General features: G+C 51.3%; 11 protein-coding genes, 1 tRNA gene, 3 rRNA genes and 1 other annotated feature. Of the genes, 4 read left to right on the forward strand and 11 right to left on the reverse strand.

Features of this window, described 5'->3' with window-relative positions:
* Positions 1-76: 76 nt before the first annotated feature.
* The 8 genes from AC5JPW_RS20340 to rluD all read right to left on the reverse strand — a co-directional run bounded on the left by AC5JPW_RS20340 (position 77) and on the right by rluD (position 10,608).
* Positions 77-532: a DUF4385 domain-containing protein gene (locus AC5JPW_RS20340; RefSeq protein WP_494242909.1), complete on the reverse strand. Its 456-nt coding sequence runs from the start codon at positions 530-532 to the stop codon at positions 77-79.
* Between the two features lie 163 nt (positions 533-695).
* Positions 696-811: ribosomal RNA gene (gene rrf / locus AC5JPW_RS20345) — 5S ribosomal RNA — on the reverse strand.
* Between the two features lie 95 nt (positions 812-906).
* Positions 907-3,814, reverse strand: a 23S ribosomal RNA gene (locus AC5JPW_RS20350).
* Positions 3,815-4,035: 221 nt separating this feature from the next.
* Positions 4,036-4,111 (reverse strand) — tRNA-Glu (locus AC5JPW_RS20355).
* Positions 4,112-4,197: 86 nt separating this feature from the next.
* Positions 4,198-5,737: ribosomal RNA gene (locus AC5JPW_RS20360) — 16S ribosomal RNA — on the reverse strand.
* Together the 16S, 23S and 5S rRNA genes with 1 tRNA gene alongside form the textbook arrangement of a ribosomal RNA operon.
* Before the next feature lie 457 nt (positions 5,738-6,194).
* Positions 6,195-8,768: an ATP-dependent chaperone ClpB gene (clpB, locus tag AC5JPW_RS20365; protein ID WP_494242910.1), complete on the reverse strand. Its 2,574-nt coding sequence runs from the start codon at positions 8,766-8,768 to the stop codon at positions 6,195-6,197.
* Positions 8,769-8,899: 131 nt separating this feature from the next.
* Positions 8,900-9,631, reverse strand: coding sequence for a purine nucleoside phosphorylase YfiH (gene yfiH, locus AC5JPW_RS20370; protein ID WP_494242911.1), 732 nt, complete (start codon positions 9,629-9,631; stop codon positions 8,900-8,902).
* Positions 9,628-10,608 (reverse strand): 23S rRNA pseudouridine(1911/1915/1917) synthase RluD, encoded by a 981-nt coding sequence (gene rluD / locus AC5JPW_RS20375; RefSeq protein ID WP_494242912.1) that lies wholly within the window; start codon positions 10,606-10,608, stop codon positions 9,628-9,630. The genes yfiH and rluD overlap by 4 nt, the downstream gene beginning before the upstream one ends.
* Positions 10,609-10,738: 130 nt before the next feature.
* Between rluD and bamD the strand changes: the two genes are divergently transcribed.
* The 4 genes from bamD (at position 10,739) to pheA (ending at position 13,491) form a co-directional block, all read left to right on the forward strand.
* Complete coding sequence (gene bamD / locus AC5JPW_RS20380) at positions 10,739-11,473, forward strand: outer membrane protein assembly factor BamD (RefSeq protein ID WP_494242913.1); 735 nt, start codon at positions 10,739-10,741, stop codon at positions 11,471-11,473.
* A gap of 268 nt (positions 11,474-11,741) precedes the next feature.
* Positions 11,742-12,077, forward strand: a complete 336-nt coding sequence (gene raiA, locus AC5JPW_RS20385) for a ribosome-associated translation inhibitor RaiA (protein ID WP_494242914.1) — start codon at positions 11,742-11,744, stop codon at positions 12,075-12,077.
* 105 nt (positions 12,078-12,182) lie between these two features.
* Positions 12,183-12,308: a sequence feature (Phe leader region), on the forward strand.
* Positions 12,184-12,231, forward strand: coding sequence for a pheA operon leader peptide PheL (pheL, locus tag AC5JPW_RS20390; RefSeq protein WP_437433249.1), 48 nt, complete (start codon positions 12,184-12,186; stop codon positions 12,229-12,231). Its footprint overlaps the feature before it by 48 nt.
* A gap of 22 nt (positions 12,309-12,330) precedes the next feature.
* Complete coding sequence (gene pheA, locus AC5JPW_RS20395; RefSeq protein WP_494242915.1) at positions 12,331-13,491, forward strand: bifunctional chorismate mutase/prephenate dehydratase; 1,161 nt, start codon at positions 12,331-12,333, stop codon at positions 13,489-13,491.
* Here the strand turns inward: pheA and AC5JPW_RS20400 are convergent.
* From AC5JPW_RS20400 to aroF, 3 genes are all read right to left on the reverse strand, one after another.
* A complete protein-coding gene (locus tag AC5JPW_RS20400) occupies positions 13,488-14,360 on the reverse strand; it encodes an SMP-30/gluconolactonase/LRE family protein (RefSeq protein ID WP_494242916.1) in 873 nt (290 codons plus the stop codon). The genes pheA and AC5JPW_RS20400 overlap by 4 nt on opposite strands.
* A gap of 69 nt (positions 14,361-14,429) precedes the next feature.
* On the reverse strand, positions 14,430-15,551 hold the full coding sequence (gene tyrA / locus AC5JPW_RS20405; protein ID WP_494242917.1) for a bifunctional chorismate mutase/prephenate dehydrogenase: 1,122 nt from the start codon (positions 15,549-15,551) through the stop codon (positions 14,430-14,432).
* 9 nt (positions 15,552-15,560) lie between these two features.
* Positions 15,561-16,631 (reverse strand): 3-deoxy-7-phosphoheptulonate synthase AroF, encoded by a 1,071-nt coding sequence (gene aroF / locus AC5JPW_RS20410; RefSeq protein WP_494242918.1) that lies wholly within the window; start codon positions 16,629-16,631, stop codon positions 15,561-15,563.
* Positions 16,632-16,977: the final 346 nt, after the last annotated feature.

Here is a 16,977-nt window from a genome sequence, read left to right on the forward strand (position 1 = left end):
TACGCCCCAGCCAAAAGTAAATACAGTGTTAATGATTTGCCTGCTATCATTTCAGAATGTTAGCCTGACATTCATCTTATCCCCAGCGAGAGATATGCTCTCGTTTGCGTTGAAGATAATCTTCATCCATGCGGATTTTATCCCACCATTTTTTAAACACCGCTGCTGCGCCTGCTTTCATCGGATCATTGCCCCGTTCGCGCGTGCTTCCATCTTCAGCATATTTTTTACCGCCTTTGTAGTTGGCATAACGCCTGGCACGTGTATACCCCATCTGTATAAATTTTCGGGCCATATCCATTCCAACAAAATCATCATTCCGGCGATAAATCTCAAACAGCTGGTAGATTTTTTCAGCTGATTTGGTTGCGGATGAAAAGTCTTTATAGCGCCACCAGGGCAGGATTTCACCCTTATAGGGCTCAACCAGCAGTACGCCCTGTTCACCACGGCCAATCTGATAATGCTCTGGATGATTGCGGAAATTGATGCTGGCGAAATCTTGCTCATAATCGAAGGCCTTGCTCGCCAAGTTGAGCTCCTTAACCATTTCAAATAGATGAAGATAGGTTGTTTTACAGGTAATGTTTTACAGGATGTGCAGATTTAATCTTCAGGGGCAATCTTAAGAGGATTTGAGAGGAATAAAAACGCAAAAAGCCCATCCTTCCGGATGGGCTCTTCACTTGTTTGATGCCTGGCAGTTCCCTACTCTCGCATGGGGAGACCCCACACTACCATCGGCGCTACGGCGTTTCACTTCTGAGTTCGGCATGGGGTCAGGTGGGACCACCGCGCTGTTGCCGCCAGGCAAATTCTGTTATCAACACGTCTTCTGGACCTGTCGATTAATCCGGTTCAAGCTAAAAATTTCGTCTCTTCACGCCAAAACACCTTCGGCGTTGTAAGGTTAAGCCTCACGGTTCATTAGTATCGGTTAGCTCAACGTATCGCTACGCTTACACACCCGACCTATCAACGTCGTCGTCTTCAACGTTCCTTCAGGACTCTCAGGGAGTCAGGGAGAACTCATCTCGGGGCAAGTTTCGTGCTTAGATGCTTTCAGCACTTATCTTTTCCGCATTTAGCTACCGGGCAATGCCATTGGCATGACAACCCGAACACCAGTGATGCGTCCACTCCGGTCCTCTCGTACTAGGAGCAGCCCCCCTCAATTCTCCAGCGCCCACGGCAGATAGGGACCGAACTGTCTCACGACGTTCTAAACCCAGCTCGCGTACCACTTTAAACGGCGAACAGCCGTACCCTTGGGACCTACTTCAGCCCCAGGATGTGATGAGCCGACATCGAGGTGCCAAACACCGCCGTCGATATGAACTCTTGGGCGGTATCAGCCTGTTATCCCCGGAGTACCTTTTATCCGTTGAGCGATGGCCCTTCCATTCAGAACCACCGGATCACTATGACCTGCTTTCGCACCTGCTCGAGCCGTCACTCTCGCAGTCAAGCTAGCTTATGCCATTGCACTAACCTCCTGATGTCCGACCAGGATTAGCTAACCTTCGTGCTCCTCCGTTACACTTTAGGAGGAGACCGCCCCAGTCAAACTACCCACCAGACACTGTCCGCAACCCGGATTACGGGTCTACGTTAGAACATCAAACATTAAAGGGTGGTATTTCAAGGTTGGCTCCACGCAGACTGGCGTCCACGCTTCAAAGCCTCCCACCTATCCTACACATCAAGGCTCAATGTTCAGTGTCAAGCTATAGTAAAGGTTCACGGGGTCTTTCCGTCTTGCCGCGGGTACACTGCATCTTCACAGCGAGTTCAATTTCACTGAGTCTCGGGTGGAGACAGCCTGGCCATCATTACGCCATTCGTGCAGGTCGGAACTTACCCGACAAGGAATTTCGCTACCTTAGGACCGTTATAGTTACGGCCGCCGTTTACCGGGGCTTCGATCAAGAGCTTCTCCTTGCGGATAACCCCATCAATTAACCTTCCGGCACCGGGCAGGCGTCACACCGTATACGTCCACTTTCGTGTTTGCACAGTGCTGTGTTTTTAATAAACAGTTGCAGCCAGCTGGTATCTTCGACTGATTTCAGCTCCACGAGCAAGTCGCTTCACTTACCATCAGCGTGCCTTCTCCCGAAGTTACGGCACCATTTTGCCTAGTTCCTTCACCCGAGTTCTCTCAAGCGCCTTGGTATTCTCTACCTGACCACCTGTGTCGGTTTGGGGTACGATTTTGTGTTACCTGATGCTTAGAGGCTTTTCCTGGAAGCAGGGCATTTGTTACTTCAGCACCGTAGTGCCTCGTCATCACACCTCAGCGTTAAAAAGAGTCCGGATTTACCTAAACTCTCCGCCTACATGCTTAAACCGGGACAACCGTCGCCCGGCTAACATAGCCTTCTCCGTCCCCCCTTCGCAGTAACACCAAGTACAGGAATATTAACCTGTTTCCCATCGACTACGCCTTTCGGCCTCGCCTTAGGGGTCGACTCACCCTGCCCCGATTAACGTTGGACAGGAACCCTTGGTCTTCCGGCGAGCGGGCTTTTCACCCGCTTTATCGTTACTTATGTCAGCATTCGCACTTCTGATACCTCCAGCAACCCTCACAGGCCACCTTCAACGGCTTACAGAACGCTCCCCTACCCAACAACACATAGTGTCGCTGCCGCAGCTTCGGTGCATGGTTTAGCCCCGTTACATCTTCCGCGCAGGCCGACTCGACCAGTGAGCTATTACGCTTTCTTTAAATGATGGCTGCTTCTAAGCCAACATCCTGGCTGTCTGTGCCTTCCCACATCGTTTCCCACTTAACCATGACTTTGGGACCTTAGCTGGCGGTCTGGGTTGTTTCCCTCTTCACGACGGACGTTAGCACCCGCCGTGTGTCTCCCGTGATAACATTCTTCGGTATTCGTAGTTTGCATCGGGTTGGTAAGTCGGGATGACCCCCTAGCCGAAACAGTGCTCTACCCCCGAAGATGAGTTCACGAGGCGCTACCTAAATAGCTTTCGGGGAGAACCAGCTATCTCCCGGTTTGATTGGCCTTTCACCCCCAGCCACAAGTCATCCGCTAATTTTTCAACATTAGTCGGTTCGGTCCTCCAGTTAGTGTTACCCAACCTTCAACCTGCCCATGGCTAGATCACCGGGTTTCGGGTCTATACCCTGCAACTTAACGCCCAGTTAAGACTCGGTTTCCCTGCGGCTCCCCTATACGGTTAACCTTGCTACAGAATATAAGTCGCTGACCCATTATACAAAAGGTACGCAGTCACCCTGATAAATCAAGGCTCCCACTGCTTGTACGTACACGGTTTCAGGTTCTTTTTCACTCCCCTCGCCGGGGTTCTTTTCGCCTTTCCCTCACGGTACTGGTTCACTATCGGTCAGTCAGGAGTATTTAGCCTTGGAGGATGGTCCCCCCATATTCAGACAGGATACCACGTGTCCCGCCCTACTCTTCGAGTTCACAACGTGTGCACTTTCGTGTACGGGGCTATCACCCTGTATCGCCGGACTTTCCAGACCGTTCCACTACCACACGCGCTGATTCAGACTCTGGGCTCCTCCCCGTTCGCTCGCCGCTACTGGGGGAATCTCGGTTGATTTCTTTTCCTCGGGGTACTTAGATGTTTCAGTTCCCCCGGTTCGCCTCATGCCACTATGTATTCATGACATGATAGTGTGTCGAAACACACTGGGTTTCCCCATTCGGGTATCGCCGGGTCAAAGGTTCATATCACCTCGCCGACGCTTATCGCAGATTAGCACGCCCTTCATCGCCTCTGACTGCCAGGGCATCCACCGTGTACGCTTAGTCGCTTAACCTCACAACCCGAAGATGTTTCGTAAAACACCGTTCGATGTCGTGAAAATTTGAGAGACTCGAACACACCGTCTGTTCTGTTCTTATTACGGAGAACAGACACGATGTGTCGTTTCAATTTTCAGCTTGATCCAGATTTTTAAAGAGCAAATATCTCAAACATGACTTATTAAGTCAGTTTTGAGATACAGAGGTCGGCGACTTTCACTCACAAACCAGCAAGTGGCGTCCCCTAGGGGATTCGAACCCCTGTTACCGCCGTGAAAGGGCGGTGTCCTGGGCCTCTAGACGAAGGGGACACTGAAGTCTGCTTCGGCAAGACGCCTTGCTATTTACTTTTCATCAGACAATCTGTGTGAGCACTACAAAGGCAGGTTCTTTAAGGTAAGGAGGTGATCCAACCGCAGGTTCCCCTACGGTTACCTTGTTACGACTTCACCCCAGTCATGAATCACAAAGTGGTAAGCGCCCTCCCGAAGGTTAAGCTACCTACTTCTTTTGCAACCCACTCCCATGGTGTGACGGGCGGTGTGTACAAGGCCCGGGAACGTATTCACCGTGGCATTCTGATCCACGATTACTAGCGATTCCGACTTCACGGAGTCGAGTTGCAGACTCCGATCCGGACTACGACATACTTTATGAGGTCCGCTTGCTCTCGCGAGGTCGCTTCTCTTTGTATATGCCATTGTAGCACGTGTGTAGCCCTACTCGTAAGGGCCATGATGACTTGACGTCATCCCCACCTTCCTCCAGTTTATCACTGGCAGTCTCCTTTGAGTTCCCGGCCGAACCGCTGGCAACAAAGGATAAGGGTTGCGCTCGTTGCGGGACTTAACCCAACATTTCACAACACGAGCTGACGACAGCCATGCAGCACCTGTCTCAGAGTTCCCGAAGGCACCAAAGCATCTCTGCTAAGTTCTCTGGATGTCAAGAGTAGGTAAGGTTCTTCGCGTTGCATCGAATTAAACCACATGCTCCACCGCTTGTGCGGGCCCCCGTCAATTCATTTGAGTTTTAACCTTGCGGCCGTACTCCCCAGGCGGTCGACTTAACGCGTTAGCTCCGGAAGCCACTCCTCAAGGGAACAACCTCCAAGTCGACATCGTTTACAGCGTGGACTACCAGGGTATCTAATCCTGTTTGCTCCCCACGCTTTCGCACCTGAGCGTCAGTCTTTGTCCAGGGGGCCGCCTTCGCCACCGGTATTCCTCCAGATCTCTACGCATTTCACCGCTACACCTGGAATTCTACCCCCCTCTACAAGACTCAAGCCTGCCAGTTTCGAATGCAGTTCCCAGGTTGAGCCCGGGGATTTCACATCCGACTTGACAGACCGCCTGCGTGCGCTTTACGCCCAGTAATTCCGATTAACGCTTGCACCCTCCGTATTACCGCGGCTGCTGGCACGGAGTTAGCCGGTGCTTCTTCTGCGAGTAACGTCAATCAACACGGTTATTAACCGTATTGCCTTCCTCCTCGCTGAAAGTACTTTACAACCCGAAGGCCTTCTTCATACACGCGGCATGGCTGCATCAGGCTTGCGCCCATTGTGCAATATTCCCCACTGCTGCCTCCCGTAGGAGTCTGGACCGTGTCTCAGTTCCAGTGTGGCTGGTCATCCTCTCAGACCAGCTAGGGATCGTCGCCTAGGTGAGCCATTACCCCACCTACTAGCTAATCCCATCTGGGCACATCTGATGGCAAGAGGCCCGAAGGTCCCCCTCTTTGGTCTTGCGACGTTATGCGGTATTAGCTACCGTTTCCAGTAGTTATCCCCCTCCATCAGGCAGTTTCCCAGACATTACTCACCCGTCCGCCACTCGTCACCCAAGAGCAAGCTCTCTGTGCTACCGTTCGACTTGCATGTGTTAGGCCTGCCGCCAGCGTTCAATCTGAGCCATGATCAAACTCTTCAATTTAAGTTTGATGCTCGTGAATTAAACTTCGTAATGAATTACGTATGTTCACTCATGAGACTTGGTATTCATTTATTGTCCGAAGACATTAAGAATCCATGTCACTTTGAGTGCCCACACAGATTGTCTGATAAATTGTTAAAGAGCAGTGCAACTGCGGCTTTCGCTCACCGTCGCGAGGTGTGCGTATATTACGCTTTCCTCGCTTCAGAGTCAAGCGTTTATTTTCGCTTTTCTCTGCGAGGTTCTCAGTGGAACCCCGCTGACCCGGTGGCCTGTAAGCCGTTGTTCCGTGTCAGTGGAGGCGCAGTATAGGGATTTATTTCAGGCTGACAAGTCAAAAATACAAAAAACTTATCAACTGCTCACTTTCCAGGCGAATCACATCCGAGAAGTCTATTCTTGCCTGGTTTTTAAACAAAAACGAGCCCCGCAGGGCCCGTTTTTGTCGTTTTGTGATTTACTGCACTGCCACGATTCGGTCTTCTTTCACATCCAACTGAATCATTTTTCCTGGAATCAGCTCACCTGAAAGGATTTGCTGCGCCAGAGGGTTCTCAATTTGCTGTTGTATTGCACGTTTTAATGGGCGAGCCCCATAAACCGGGTCATAACCATTTTCACTCAGCAGTTTGAGCGCCTCATCAGAAATGTGGACTTCATAACCACGTTCTTCCAGACGCTTGTACAACCGCTGCAGTTGGATCTGCGCAATAGAAGCAATATGTTTCTCACCCAGCGGGTGGAACACAACGACTTCATCTATACGGTTGATAAACTCCGGTCGGAAGCTATGGCTCACAACCCCCAGCACCAAATCTTTCATATGGCTGTAGTCCAGCTCACCGAAACGTTCCTGAATTAAATCAGAACCCAGGTTCGAGGTCATGATGACGACGGTATTACGGAAATCAACCGTTCTGCCTTGCCCATCGGTCAGGCGCCCATCGTCCAATACCTGCAACAGAATATTGAATACGTCTGGGTGTGCTTTCTCTACTTCATCCAGCAAGATGACCGAATAAGGCCGGCGGCGAACCGCTTCAGTTAAGTAACCCCCTTCTTCATAACCGACATATCCCGGAGGTGCACCCACAAGTCTGGATACAGAATGCTTCTCCATAAACTCGGACATATCGATACGCACCATCGCGTCATCACTATCAAACATAAAGTTCGCCAGCGATTTGCACAGCTCGGTTTTACCCACCCCGGTCGGACCCAGGAACAAGAAGGAACCAATGGGGCGATTAGGGTCAGATAAACCAGCCCGACTACGACGAATCGCATTAGATACGGCTTCGACTGCTTCATCCTGGCCAATCACACGATGGTGAAGGTCCTGCTCCATACGCAGCAGTTTCTCGCGCTCACCTTCCATCATGCGAGCAACCGGAATTCCCGTCCAACGCGCCAGAACCTCCGCAATCTCAGCATCAGTCACCTTATTACGCAGAAGACGCATCGTTTTACCTTCAGACTGCGTGGCCGCTTCCAGTTGTTTCTCAAGCTCAGGAATTTTGCCATACTGCAGTTCAGACATTCGCGCGAGATCTCCCACACGACGCGCCTGTTCAATGGCAATTTTTGCCTGCTCAAGCTCAGCTTTAATCGTCTGAGTGCCAGATAATGACGCTTTCTCCGCTTTCCACTCTTCTTCTAAGGAAGAATATTGGCGCTCTTTATCGGAAAGCTCGTCGTTAAGCATATCCAGACGTTTTTTACTGGCATCATCAGACTCTTTCAGCAAAGCCTGCTGTTCCAGTTTGAGTTGGATAATACGGCGATCAAGCCTGTCCAGTTCTTCCGGCTTCGAGTCAATCTGCATACGAATGCTGGACGCAGCTTCATCAATCAAGTCGATAGCTTTATCTGGCAACTGGCGATCGGCAATATAGCGATGTGACAATGTTGCCGCTGCCACAATGGCCGGATCGGTAATCTGCACATGGTGGTGTAGTTCATAACGCTCTTTCAGTCCGCGCAGAATAGCAATGGTATCTTCCACCGAAGGTTCCGCTACAAACACTTTCTGGAAACGACGTTCCAGCGCAGCATCTTTTTCAATGTACTGACGATATTCATCCAGGGTTGTGGCGCCCACGCAGTGCAGTTCACCACGCGCCAAAGCCGGTTTCAGCATGTTTCCGGCATCCATTGCGCCGTCAGCCTTACCTGCCCCTACCATCGTGTGCAATTCATCGATAAACAGGATGACATTACCTTCCTGTTTGGCGAGATCGTTCAACACCCCTTTCAGGCGCTCTTCAAACTCACCACGGTACTTCGCCCCGGCCACCAGCGACCCCATATCCAGTGACAATACCCGACGCCCTTTCAGACCTTCAGGCACTTCACCGTTGACGATACGTTGTGCAAGCCCTTCGACGATGGCGGTTTTACCCACCCCAGGTTCACCGATAAGTACCGGGTTGTTTTTAGTACGACGCTGCAGTACCTGGATGGTACGACGAATTTCTTCATCACGTCCGATCACCGGATCGAGCTTGCCTTGCTCAGCACGCTCGGTCAGATCGACAGTGTATTTTTTCAAGGCCTGACGTTGATCTTCGGCCCCTTGATCGTTCACGTTTTCACCCCCACGCATTTGATCAATAGCCTGCGTCACATTTGCGGTGGTAACGCCTGCCGCTTTCAGCAGATCGGCCAACGTACCGCGTGACTCAAGCGACGCCAGAACAAAAAGCTCTGACGAGATAAAGTTGTCCCCACGTTTTTGCGCCAGCTTATCGCAAAGGTTAAGCACACGAACCAGATCCTGAGACGGCTGCACGTCACCACCGGTACCTTCTACTTGCGGCAAACGACTCAGCGCCTGATCCAGGGCCGTGCGTAACTGGCCGGCATTAATGCCAGCAGACGTTAATAAAGGACGTATCGATCCCCCTTCCTGATTCAGCAAGGCGCTCATTAAGTGAAGTGGTTCGATGAATTGGTTGTCTTGCCCCAGTGCAAGCGACTGGGCATCGGCAAGAGCAAGCTGGAATTTATTGGTAAGACGATCCAGACGCATAACTCCCCCCATATAACAGGTCAAATTTGCTACTGGAGATTAAATGAGGTCATCCCTCAATTATTCAAGGTGAATGACCTGAATTATGTGAAAAGAAAGTTACGCGTACCGGATCGTCTTGATTCGTTAGGTTATATCAGCCAAATGAAACTTGCCATACGGCCGGTCGTCTTGTCGCGACGATAAGAGAAGAAATCGTGCTTTTGGGTAAACGTACAACGGTCACCGCCGAAGACATTTGTCACCCCGGCTAAAGCAAGACGCTGTCGCGCCAGGGTGTAGATATCGGCATAGTACTTCTCACCCGCGGGTTTGAATGCAGTATCTGCAACCGCATCCACAGCCATAAAAGCGTCGCGGACTTCTGCACCCACTTCGAATGCTTCAGGACCAATCGCCGGCCCGAGCCAGGCCAGGATATTTTCAGGCTGGTCAGCAAAACAGGCAACCGTCTCTTCAAGCACACCCGCGCATAAACCTCGCCAGCCTGCGTGGGCAGCCGCCACCTCTGTCCCTGCACGGTTGCAGAACAGAACCGGCAGGCAATCCGCTGTCATGACGGCACAAACGGTCCCGGGGGTATTGCTGTAAGACGCATCTGCGCGCTTACTGGCATAGGGTTCCCCCGTGAGTTGCAGAACATCTTTGCCATGAACTTGTTCAAGCCAGACAGGTTTCGATGGCAGTCTGCCAGCCGCATACAGACGCATGCGGTTCTCTTCGACGTGCTCCAGATTATCACCGCAATGTGCGCCCAGATTCAGCGAATCATAGGGCGGCAAACTGACACCACCGTGCCGTGTAGAGCTACATGCCGCCACACCTTCAGGCAGCGACCATTCGGGGATAATCAAGTGGGTCATAACCAGGCCACATCGTCCTTATGAGTTTCGAAATCTTCACGCATAGCAGCAATGAGATCGACCATATCCTGAGGGATAGGCGCATGCCATTCCATCTCAATGCCCGTAATCGGGTGATAGAGTCGGAGCATCGTTGCATGCAGCGCCTGACGATCAAATTTACGTAGTTCCGTGATGAATTCTTCAGAAGCACCTTTTGGTGGACGCGGACGGCCGCCATAAAGTTGATCCCCAACCAACGGATGCGTGATATGCGCCATATGGACACGGATCTGGTGAGTACGACCGGTTTCCAGACGCAGACGCAGACGCGTATGTACACGGAAATGCTCCATGATGCGATAGTGCGTTACCGCCGGTTTACCCATCGGGTGCACTGACATATGAGTACGTTTGGTTGGATGACGACTGATAGGCTCTTCAACCGTACCACCTGAAGTCATGTGGCCAATTGCCACCGCTTCATATTCACGGGTGATTTCACGCAGCTGCAACGATTCAACCAGACGCGTTTGCGCCGGAATCGTTTTTGCCACCACCATCAAACCAGTCGTGTCTTTGTCCAGACGGTGAACAATCCCCGCACGCGGAACATCAACAATCGGCGGATAATAGTGCAGCAGAGCATTGAGCACCGTGCCATCCGGGTTACCCGCTCCAGGGTGCACCACAAAATCACGTGGTTTATTGATAACGAGGATGTCGTCATCTTCATAAACGATGGTCAGCGGGATGTCCTGCGCTTCGAACCGCACTTCTTCTTCTATTTCAGCAGCGATAGTAACGCTCTCGCCACCCAATACTTTTTCTTTTGGTGTATCCCAGATCTTGCCATTTACCTGAACATTTTGGGCAAGGATCCATTCTTTTATGCGCGAACGCGAATAATCAGGGAACAATTCGGCCAAAGCCTGATCTAATCGTTGTCCAAGTTGTTTTTCGGACACCGTTGCGGTGAGTTGTACTCGTTGTGCCATATACAGCTTCTTCGTTAACGTTGGGTTTTACGGCTTCGCCGTATAATATAGTGTGCTATTGTAGCTGGTCTTAGTCGGGAGCAGGAAGAGACAATCTCCCGCATAAACATTTGAGGAAAGTCTAAACGTCATGACGCGCATGAAATATCTGGTGGCAGCCGCCACGTTGAGCCTGGCTTTGGCGGGTTGCTCCGGTTCAAAGGAAGTGGTGCCCGATAATCCGCCAAATGAAATCTATGCGACTGCCCAGCAAAAGCTGCAAGACGGTAACTGGAAGGGAGCGATAACGCAACTAGAAGCACTGGATAATCGCTATCCGTTTGGGGCCTATTCGCAGCAAGTGCAGTTGGATCTGATCTACGCCTACTACAAAAATGCCGATTTACCGCTGGCTCAGGCTGCCATTGATCGCTTCATGCGACTGAATCCGACTCATCCAAACATCGATTATGTCATGTACATGCGTGGTCTGACTAATATGGCGTTGGATGACAGTGCGTTACAGGGCTTCTTTGGTGTCGATCGTAGCGACCGCGACCCGCAGCATGCACGTGATGCGTTCAATGATTTCTCAAAACTGGTCCGTGGCTATCCGCGTAGCCAGTATGTTACCGACGCCACTAAGCGCCTGGTGTTCCTGAAGGATCGCCTGGCAAAATATGAGTACTCTGTCGCCGAGTACTACACCAAACGTGGTGCATGGGTGGCGGTTGTAAACCGCGTTGAAGGTATGCTGCGTGATTTCCCGGATACGGCAGCAACACGCGATGCGCTCCCGCTGATGGAAAACGCTTATCGCCAGATGCAGATGGGCGCTCAGGCAGACAAAGTCGCCAAGATTATCGCCAGCAATCACAGCAGCTGATGATGAGTAAAAAACAAAACGGCAGCCCGATGGCTGCCGTTTTTTTATCCGTTTAGGCCAGCGCTGAAACGTGTAAGTGCCGACCTATCCCATCAACTATGACGGGTAATCCTGACTTCGACAAGTGATATTTGCCCTCTTCCTGCCCTGCCTCACAAAACCTTTTCTTTGACAAAAAGTGACAAAATAATGTGATTTAAATCACACATTTTGACATTTTTGGCGTTATGCTGGAATCACCAAGACGGAAAGACAAGAGGTAACATCTATGACAGTGAACATTACCAGCAAACAAATGGAAATCACCCCGGCTATTCGCCAACATGTCGCAGACCGTCTCGCCAAACTGGATAAATGGCAAACTCATTTAATTAACCCACATATCATTCTGTCTAAAGAGCCACAGGGTTTTATCGCTGACGCAACCATCAATACGCCGAACGGGCATTTGGTGGCCAGCGCGAAACATGAAGATATGTACACCGCGATTAACGATTTGATCAACAAGCTGGAGCGCCAGCTCAACAAAGTGCAGCACAAGGGTGAAGCGCGTCGTGCTACCACCTCGGTGAAAGATGCAGACTTCGTTGAAGAAGAAGAATAACACCGTAGCATTGAGTTAATCCGCAACGCGCCTCCGGGCGCGTTTTTTGTTGACAGAGCGAAAACAGTACAGGTACTTTACTCTGTACTCACTAAAGGAAATTTACATGTACCGTGTCCCGTTTTTCTTCGCATTCTTTTTTACCTTCCCCTGACTGGGAGGCGTTTCGTCGTGTGATAAAGAATGCGAAGACGAACAATAAGGCCTCCCAAATCGGGAGGCCTTTTTTATTGATAACAAGAAAGGCAACACTATGACATCGGAAAACCCATTACTGGATTTACGAGTAAAAATCAGTGCGTTAGATGAACAGCTTCTCTCTTTACTGGCAGAGCGACGTGAGCTCGCGGTTGAAGTAGGGAAAGCGAAGCTGGCCTCACACCGCCCTGTAAGAGACATTGACCGTGAGCGTGATTTGCTGGAGCGTTTAATTCAACTTGGGAAAGCCCATCACCTGGACGCTCACTACATCACCCGTCTGTTCCAGTTGATTATCGAAGATTCTGTCCTTACCCAGCAGGCCCTGCTCCAGCAGCACCTCAATAAAATTAACCCACACTCTGCCCGCATCGCCTTCCTCGGACCGAAAGGGTCTTACTCGCATCTGGCGGCTCGCCAGTACGCCGCACGCCACTTTGAGCAATTTATCGAAAGCGGCTGCCCAAAATTCCATGAGATCTTTAATCAGGTTGAGACGGGCCAGGCGGATTACGCAGTAGTCCCCCTGGAAAACACCAGTTCTGGCGCGATTAATGACGTCTATGACTTGCTCCAGCACACCAGCCTGTCGATTGTGGGCGAGTTAACGGTACCGATTGACCATTGCGTACTGGTTTCTGGCTCAACCGACCTGGAGACTATCGAGACCGTCTACAGCCACCCACAGCCGTTCCAGCAGTGCAGTCAGTTCCTGAATCGCTACCCCCACTGGAAAATTGAATATTGCGAAAGCACGTCGGCTGCGATGGAGAAAGTCGCCCAGGCTAATTCCCCACACGTCGCCGCATTGGGCAATGAGGCCGGCGGCGCACTCTATGGCCTGCAGGTGCTGGAACGTAATCTGGCCAATCAAACACAGAACATTACCCGCTTTGTGGTGCTGGCGCGTAAAGCTATTGATGTGTCCGACCAGGTACCAGCAAAAACAACGTTGCTGATTGCCACCGGCCAACAGGCGGGTGCGCTGGTTGAGGCTTTGCTGGTCCTGCGTAATCACAATCTGATTATGACTAAACTGGAATCTCGCCCAATCCATGGTAACCCGTGGGAGGAGATGTTCTATCTCGACATCCAGGCGAACCTGCAATCCACCGATGTACAAAAAGCGCTGCGCGAACTCACCGCTATCACCCGTTCATTAAAAGTTCTGGGCTGCTATCCAAGTGAGAACGTCGTGCCTGTCGATCCCGCTTAACGCTCAATAAACAGCGATTTCTTCATTCCTGCCACGTTTACGGGCAGGGTGAAGATCGCGCCGGACAGCGGGAATTTTGCCACTTCATCCGCCTCCATATTTTCTCGCGTGGTGGTAATAAACAGCGTTTTCAAATCGGTGCCGCCAAAACAGACCATCGTTGGGCAGCGAACTGGCAGTCGATGCTCTTCCAGCATTTCTCCCGCAGGCGAGAATCGGGCAATACGCCAGCCATCAAAGAGCGCACTCCAGTAACAGCCTTCTTCATCCATCGCAGCCCCATCAGGGATCCCTTCACCGGCGTTGAACTGGCGGAACAGCTCACGTGTGCCAGGCTCCCCCTTTTCATCCAGCGGCGTGCGATAAATCACGCCATTAGGCGTGTCAGAGGTATACATCCACTGCTTATCCGGGCTGAATGCCAGACCGTTTGCACCGTGAATGTCGCACTGGATAACACGAGGATTTAGCTGATTATCCACGCGTACCAACAACGCACCATTATAATCACCCGGTCCCCAGAAGGTGCCGGCATAGAAACGCCCCTGATTATCGGTGCCGCCATCATTAAAACGTGCAAGCTGAGGATTTGAGGGATTATCACAGACTTTTTGAATCAGTAGCCCACGCTTGTCAGCCAACCAGATGGCATTGCGCATGGCGACGATGAAGCCCCCTTTCTCGCGCAGTGCAAAACAACCGACCTCTTCCGGGAAGCTGAGTACGCTATGTTCCCCGGAAGCAAGGTGGTAACGATGCAGCTCGCCTTTCAGAATATCAGCCCACCAAAGCGCCTGTTCTTCTTCGCTCCATGTCGGGCACTCCGGCAAATGTCCGGTGTAGTCAAATAATGTCTGTAATTCAGCCATATCCCATCCCTTAAAAAGACAAAAGCCAGCGGCACCCCGCTGGCTTTTCAGTATATACGGCAATGTTGTTTACTGACGGCTGTCGTTCGCCTGACGCAGTAAAACGCGGCTTTCATTCTGGAAGCGCTTCGCATAATCACCGAACCAGTGCTCCACTTTGCGGAAACTGTCGATAAATGCCTGCTTATTCCCTTGCTCCAGCAGGCCAATTGCCTCGCCGAAACGCTGGTAATAACGCTTAATTAACGCCAGATTACTTTCCGACGACATGATGATGTCAGCATAAAGTTGCGGATCCTGAGCAAACAGGCGCCCAACCATCGCCAGCTCAAGGCGATAAATCGGTGACGAGAGCGCCAGTAACTGTTCAAGCTGGACATTCTCTTCTGCCAGGTGCAGCCCATATGCAAAGGTCGCAAAGTGGCGAAGCGCCTGGATGAACGCCATGTTCTGATCGTGCTCAACAGCGCTGGTGCGATGCAGCCGCGCGCCCCAAACCTGAATCTGCTCCAGGAACCACTGGTAGGCTTCGGGGTTACGCCCGTCACACCAGACCACCACCTGTTTTGCCAGGCTCCCGCTGTCAGGACCAAACATTGGGTGCAACCCAAGCACTGGGCCTTTGTGTGCCGTCAACATGGCTTGCAATGGCCCACTTTTTACAGACGCAAGGTCGATCAGAATACAATCGTCCGGCAGCGGCGGAAGCTCAGCTATCACCTGTTCGGTAATGTGAATCGGCACACTTACAATGACCATGCCCGCATCTGCAACAATGTCCTGCGCCTGCGCCCAGTCATCTTTTTCCAGAATACGCACCTGGTAGCCAGAAAGTGTCAGCATTTTAGCGAACAACTGGCCCATCTGCCCGTTACCGCCCACGATCACAACCGGACGTAACGACGGACACAGGGTTTTGAATCCTTTGTCATTTTCACTGGAATAGGATTCGCGCATCACCCGACGAAGCACATCTTCAATCAGGTCCGGCGGCACACCGAGCAATTCCGCCTCTTTGCGGCGTGAAGCCAGCATTGATGCCTCACGTTCCGGGACATAAATCGGCAGGCCATATTTGCTTTTGACCTCACCTACTTCTGCCACCAGCGACATACGGCGCGCCAGCAACTCCAGCAGTGCCTTATCAACTTCATCAATTTGATCGCGCAATGCGGTCAGCTCTGCAACCATAACACCCTCTTAAGCCAGACGTGCCGCAAGGCTGCTACGCAGATCGTTGTTGATTTCGCGCAATAGGGATTCCGTGGTTTCCCAGTTAATGCACGCATCAGTGACCGACACACCGTACTTCATCTCACTACGCGGCTGCTCGGAAGATTGATTGCCTTCGTGGATATTACTTTCAATCATCAGACCGATGATTGAACGGTTGCCATCTTTAATCTGTGCAACAACCGACTCAGCCACTGCAGGCTGGCGGCGGTAATCTTTGTTCGAGTTACCATGGCTGCAATCTACCATCAGCGAAGGTTTGAGTCCCGCCTGTTCCATCTCTTTTTCGCACTGAGCAACGTCAGCCGGGCTGTAGTTAGGGGCTTTACCACCTCGCAGAATCACATGTCCATCCGGGTTACCCTGTGTTTGCAGCAGGCAAACCTGGCCAGCCTGGTTGATACCAACAAAGCGGTGCGGCATAGCTGCGGCACGCATCGCATTAATCGCTGTTGCCAGGCTGCCATCGGTGCCATTTTTAAATCCAACCGGCATAGAGAGCCCTGATGCCATTTCACGGTGGGTCTGGGATTCGGTTGTACGCGCACCGATAGCGGACCAACTGAACAGGTCGCCCAGGTATTGTGGGCTGTTCGGATCGAGAGCTTCCGTTGCCAGCGGCAGGCCCATGTTTACCAGCTCCACCAGCAGACGGCGGGCAATTTTCAGACCGCTTTCAACATCAAACGAGCCATCCATGTGTGGATCGTTAATCAACCCTTTCCAGCCGACAGTGGTACGGGGTTTTTCAAAATAGACGCGCATCACCAGATAGAGGCTATCGCTGACCTCTGCGGCAAGTGCTTTAAATCGACGAGCGTATTCAATCGCGGTTTCTGGATCATGAATTGAACAAGGGCCACAGACTACTAACAGGCGTGGATCGCGTCCTGCAATGATATTAGAGATGGTCTGTCGGGACTGCTCGATTTGCGCTTCCTGCTCAACGGTGAGCGGAAAGGTGGCTTTCAATTGATCCGGAGTGATCAGTACATGTTCGTCGGTGATGTGTACGTTGTTCAGCGCGTCTTTTTGCATGATGGCGATCCTGTATAGCTCGTTTGCGATAGTTGATCCTCAGCGAGGAGAGCATCACAATACCATAGCCAGTAAAGATATCAATCCATATTACGTACACTTTTGTTTACAGCACATCAAAAACCGCAAATTATAGTGTTAAAATCGTAAATAAAAAGGTACACGTAGCAATGCATGAGGCTGAAAACGTCAATAACTTAGAGATAATTATTCTGTACTTTGCGCGGTCAGCGTCCACTTTTTGGTCTTTTTAATTGCCGTCTTATGGCCCTCATGGTGATTTCCCCCATCGCCAATGGAAAGCAGACTGAATCGCCGAATTGTGAATGAGGCAAAATTAGCAGCC

This window comes from Phytobacter sp. (assembly GCF_059074235.1).